Annotated in this window: 5 protein-coding genes; 2 read left to right on the forward strand and 3 right to left on the reverse strand. The window is 61.0% G+C overall.

Annotated elements, in window-relative coordinates; genetic code table 11:
- Positions 1–134 precede the first annotated feature (134 nt).
- The gene (locus VN887_12985) at positions 135–545 is read left to right on the forward strand and encodes a hypothetical protein (protein HXT40921.1); all 411 of its coding nucleotides are present in this window, start codon (positions 135–137) and stop codon (positions 543–545) included.
- Between the two features lie 111 nt (positions 546–656).
- On the opposite strand, the gene VN887_12990 is transcribed toward VN887_12985, so the two are convergent.
- A complete protein-coding gene (locus VN887_12990; protein HXT40922.1) occupies positions 657–1,772 on the reverse strand; it encodes a choice-of-anchor P family protein in 1,116 nt (371 codons plus the stop codon).
- Between the two features lie 387 nt (positions 1,773–2,159).
- Between VN887_12990 and VN887_12995 the strand changes: the two genes are divergently transcribed.
- Entirely contained in the window at positions 2,160–2,462 is a 303-nt protein-coding gene (locus VN887_12995; GenBank protein HXT40923.1) for a hypothetical protein, read from the forward strand.
- Between the two features lie 134 nt (positions 2,463–2,596).
- Here VN887_12995 and VN887_13000 read toward each other — a convergent pair whose 3' ends face one another.
- On the reverse strand, positions 2,597–2,989 hold the full coding sequence (locus VN887_13000) for a response regulator (GenBank protein ID HXT40924.1): 393 nt from the start codon (positions 2,987–2,989) through the stop codon (positions 2,597–2,599).
- Between the two features lie 4 nt (positions 2,990–2,993).
- Positions 2,994–5,000 (reverse strand): ATP-binding protein (locus VN887_13005; protein ID HXT40925.1); only part of this gene is annotated, 2,007 nt, incomplete at its 5' end.

Consider the following 5,000-nt stretch of genomic DNA (forward strand, 5'->3'; position numbering starts at 1 on the left):
CGTGATCGGCCTCTCGCAATATCCGAATCTTCTCCTCCGTCGTACAATGCTTGCCCTTCATTGTCTGGTCCTTTCTTGCGGCCCAGACTAACACATCACCCGGCCTGAAAAAGTCGAGTCACGTCACGACCACCATGAACACACCCTGCCCCAACCTCGAACCCCGCTGGGCGACCTACCTCAAAGCCGTGGCTTTCCTGGTGCCCGCGGTCGGACTCTGGATGCTTTCCGCCGTGTTTGTGGTGCCGAAGCTTCAACGAATCTGCCTGGATGCGGGCCTTCCCGGCCCCGGCTTGTTTTGGAAAGTCACCCACTCGAACATTCTGGCGACACTCCTCTTCAAGGAGGACGGCATTTTCATTTTCGGCGCGGTCATGTTCGTGCTTCTGCTGCTGGAGTGGCGCTCCAGCCAGTGGCCTCGTTATCGCCGGGCCGCCGTTGGCCTCGGGGCCTTCCTCCTCAATTCAGTGGTGCTGATCTCGCTGTTCCTCATGTTCCTCACCGTCACGGCAGCGGCCCCGGCCCTGGCGCACCTTGCCAGATAGGCAACGGAACCCGGTTTGTTTCCCGAATTCTGGAAGGCGCGAACGCCGGGCGCAAAGATCGAACCTTCACGCCCGGCGGTTGAGTCGTCACAATTCACGTTGCCCGGGCAATCATTTCACCCAACCGGGAGGGCATTTGTGCAACTGAATGTTCCCACCGCCCGGCTGCGCGCCGCCCAGATCGCCGCGGGCGGAGTAACCGTTCGACAGGGTGATGCTGAAGGTATCATTGATGCCCGGCTCGCCCTTGTCGCATGCGACGACATAAGCGGTGCCCGGAACACCATCAATCGAGACATTGTAGGTGATGTCCCGGCAATCGGAGTCGTTCGGGTCGGTCATGAATCCGGTGACAGCCGTGGACGTGACGTGCATGCCGGTGTCATGGTCGATGTAGTTGAGGTGACCCCAGAACTCGCCGCGGCGGATGCCGCCGCTGACGGCGAACGTGCCCTTCGCGCCCGACGGTGTGCCGACAATCCAGCCGCCGCCCGTCAGCTTGCCGCATTCACTCGGGGGCGGAGGCGGGCCGCCGACGCAGGAGATGTCAGCGTGGGACGAGCAAACCGGACCGCTCAGGCAGTTGGTCATCTGGATCTGCAGCGCCACAACCGTCATCTCCCCGCTGCTCCCGCTCACTGAACTGGTCTGTTGATTGATGATGATCTGGCCGTCAGGAATGGGCAGGATCTGGTTGGGCCGGCCGTTGACATTGATCTTCTGGCCGTTCACCACGAGGCCCTCGATATCCACGCTTGCGTTTACGCTGACGTGGCCGTTTTGTTTGCAGGTCGTGGTCGCCTCCGACGCGATGAAGTCCGCGTGAAGCGTGGTCATTGTTCCATCGGCAGCCATCATGACGAGGTCGAAGTTGTTGACCGCACAGGACGACTGCGCTTCCGGGCCGTCCCCGGTGCTGATCGCGTCTGCCGTGTCAAACGTCAGCGCGCCATTGTTGACATTCGTGTCCAGCACGGTGGACTCCAGGGTGCCGCCGGAGGCGGGAAGCGGTCCGGTGTCGCAAATCACAATCGGGCTCGGAAAATTGTGAATGTTGCCGAGATTCACAACCGTTGCCTGGCCGCTGTAACTGACGCTGCTGGGTGGCGTGGGTTGGCCGAGAATCAGACTCTGCGCCCTCAGCTCCTGGCCCAGGACCCCGCCGACAATGCCCGCCAGCACACCGATGCCGGCCAGCTTGAATAATCTTGATCCTGATATTTTCATACTGTCTCTTTCCGGTTTTATTTTTTGTTCATTGATTGCAGACCGCCTGCCGCACGATTGCCGCAAACGATTCGCGTCAAGGTAGCGACTCCGGTTCGATTGAGTAGCCGGGTGAAGACCGGAATTCATCGAAGGCAATCACCCCATGATTGATTGGATGACAACCTTGTGTCTGCAGGCGCGACCGCGGGTCCGCCGAAAACTCTGGGCGCACCGCTTCGTCGGTTCGCTGGTTATTGAATCCTGGCGTCCTGCCTGCCGGCCGGTTCGGGTTTCGGCCGCAAGAAATGTTGCGTGTTCGCCAATTTCAACGCAGCCGGCGGAACGGGGCCGGGACGATGCTGGGTCACCTTGATGAATGAATCATCAATGGAAGCCTGTTGAACCATGACCAGAATACCGAAAGTGATGTTGGCCGTTTCCCTGGCGGCGTTTGCCGTCGGGAGCGTCGTTACGTTTGGCTACGCCGAAGTTCCACCGGGCTGGACCGTGGCAATGCCGGTCGGCGCCGTTTTTCTCGGTTTGTTCCTCGTGACTTTGACACTTCAGAATGAAGCCGCACGATTCGACGAGGAGGAACGCGCCCGATTGACAGTGACCGGCCGTCATGTCGCGAAGAAATCCGCGAATGTTTCTGCAACTGCCGTCACCACGGCATCTGCGCATTTCACCCCGGCACATTCAAACTAGACATCTTCACTCGTTGAGGTCCGGCCGCCGCCGGCGGCGCGTGCCCGCGACAGAACGCAACGGCGAGGACGCCGTTGCCAGCGCCCGAGGCGGGCGCGCTTTCTGATTCCAATTTGAATCGTCCCGCCTGAAAATCATGACACGGGTTCTTTCGCGGGATTCGAGCTGAGGACCAGTTTGATTGCATCCAACAGCTCCCCGACGAAAAACGGTTTCGAAAGGATCCGCGCCGCGCCCAGTTGCCGGGCCACTTTGAGGTAGTCGCCGGGACTGTTCCGACTGCCGCCCGACATGGCGATGATCTTTATTTCCGGTTGCGATGCCCGCAGTTCGATGATGGTCTCCAGCCCTTCCTTGTCGGGCATGATCAGATCCGTGACGACCAGATCCGGCGGTTGCGAACGAAACTGTCTCAACGCCTCGTTGCCGTCGCGAGCATCCACGACGTCATAACCGTCGCGTTCCAGCGTGACATGTAACATTTTTCGGAACGACTCGTCGTCGTCCACCAGTAGAATCCGATGCATGGTTTTATCCTCGGTGATTTTGGGCGAGGACCCGATCAATCGCCTCGCCCAGGGTTTGTGCGGTGTTGGGTTTGAACAGTAATTCACGGATGCCGAGCTTGCGGACGCTCTCTTCGGTCAAAGTTGCGCTGTAGCCGGTGGTCAAAACGATCGGCAGGCCGGAGCGGATTTCCAACAGGCGCCGGCCCAGGTTCAGGCCGTTCATGACCGGCATGGTCAAATCGGTCACCACCAGGTCGAATTGGCCCGGCTCGCCGCGCACGGCGGCGATGGCTTCCAGCGCGTTCGTATGGGTCGTCACCCGGTAGCCCAGCCGTTCCAGCGTCTCCCGGCCCCAACGGGCCAGCGGCGCCTCGTCATCCACGAAGAGGACGTGTTCGCCATGCCCCCGCGGGATGGGACGCGCCAGCGACTCGGTATCGGCCGATGCGCTTTGCAAAGCGGGAAAATACAAATGGAACGTCGTGCCCTCGCCGGGCTGGCTGTAAACCGTGATGGCCCCGTCGTGGCCCTTCATGATCCCATGCACCATCGCCAGGCCAAGACCCGTGCCTTTGCCGGGCGCTTTGGTGGTGAAAAACGGCTCGAATATGCGCCCCAGGGTGGCACTGTCCATTCCGTGGCCGGTGTCGCTCACTGATAGCCGCACGTAGGATCCCACGCGCAGCTCCGCGTGGAGCTTCGCAAAGTCCGCGTCCACGTCACACGCCACCAGTTTGGCGTGCAAGGTGCCCGGACGTTCCAGCATGGCGTGCCAGGCGTTCGTGCCGAGATTCATCATGATCTGGTGGATTTGTGTTGGGTCCGCCAGCACCGTGGGCGCGGCCGGATCGAGGTCGGAGCGGATTTCAATCGACGAGGGCAGCGTGGCGCGCAGCAGTTTGAGCGCTTCCTTGATGATGGGTCGAAGCTGGACCGGCTGGCGCTCCTGTTCATCCTGGCGGCTGAACGAGAGGATCTGCCGCACCAAATCCGTGGCGCGCTTGCTCGCCCGGGACACCTCCTCCATGTGCTGCAACACTTGTTCGTTCCCGGCGGCGTCTGTTTTGACCAGCTCGGTGTAGCCGACGATGGCGCCCAGGATGTTGTTGAAGTCATGCGCAATGCCCCCTGCCAGCGTGCCGATCGCCTCCATCTTTTGCGCCTGCCGCAATTGCGCCTCCAGCCTGGCCTTTTCCGCCTCGCTCCGGTTGCGTTCCGTCACGTCAATGGCCAGGACCAGTTGAGCGGGCCGGTCACGAAAGACAATCGGATGGGAGGTGATCTCGACGTCCATCATCACCCCGTCCTTCCGCTGATGCTTCCACCCGCTGCTTCGCGCCAGTTCGGAGTGCGGTTTGACAATCTCGTCCCTCAAGCGGGACAAATCCTCCGGTCGATGTATTTCGGCAATGGTCTTCGACAGGAACTCGGCTTCCGAATATCCGTAAGTCTCCACCGCCGCGTCATTCACGGCGAGGAAGGCGAGGGTCTCGACGTCGTGGACCCATTTGGGCATCGGACTGCTCTGAAAAAGCAACCGGTAGCGGGCCTCCGATTCGCGGATCGCCGCGTTCTGAGATTCGATCTGCGCAAGCATCTGGTTAAAAGCCTTCGTGAACAGTCCCAACTCGCCGCCGCAGGTGTCGCTGGCGCGCACCGAGTAATCATTTTTTTCAGCGATGACGCGGGCGGTTTCCGCCAGGCGCAGGATCGGCCCGGAGATCAGGCGTTGGAGCCGCGTCGAAACGAGTGCGGCGAGGGCGAGGGACAGGCCCAGCACCGCCACCAGCACGGACGTGTAGAGCTGGACCAGATCGCGATACGTGGCCTGGAAATTCGCGCGCACGTAAAGCGTGCCCAGGTGTTCGCGATCAAGCGTGATACTTCGAGCCACCACCAGCTCCTGACCTTCAAAACGGGCGTTCGGCAGCGGTTCTCCGGCGGGCAGTTTTGTCACCGGACCGCTAAGGGCAAAGTCCCTGCCGTCCGCGAGCCGGATGCCCGCAGAAACAACGTCCGGCCGCGACTT

This window comes from Candidatus Angelobacter sp. (assembly GCA_035607015.1).
Classification (GTDB): domain Bacteria; phylum Verrucomicrobiota; class Verrucomicrobiia; order Limisphaerales; family AV2; genus AV2.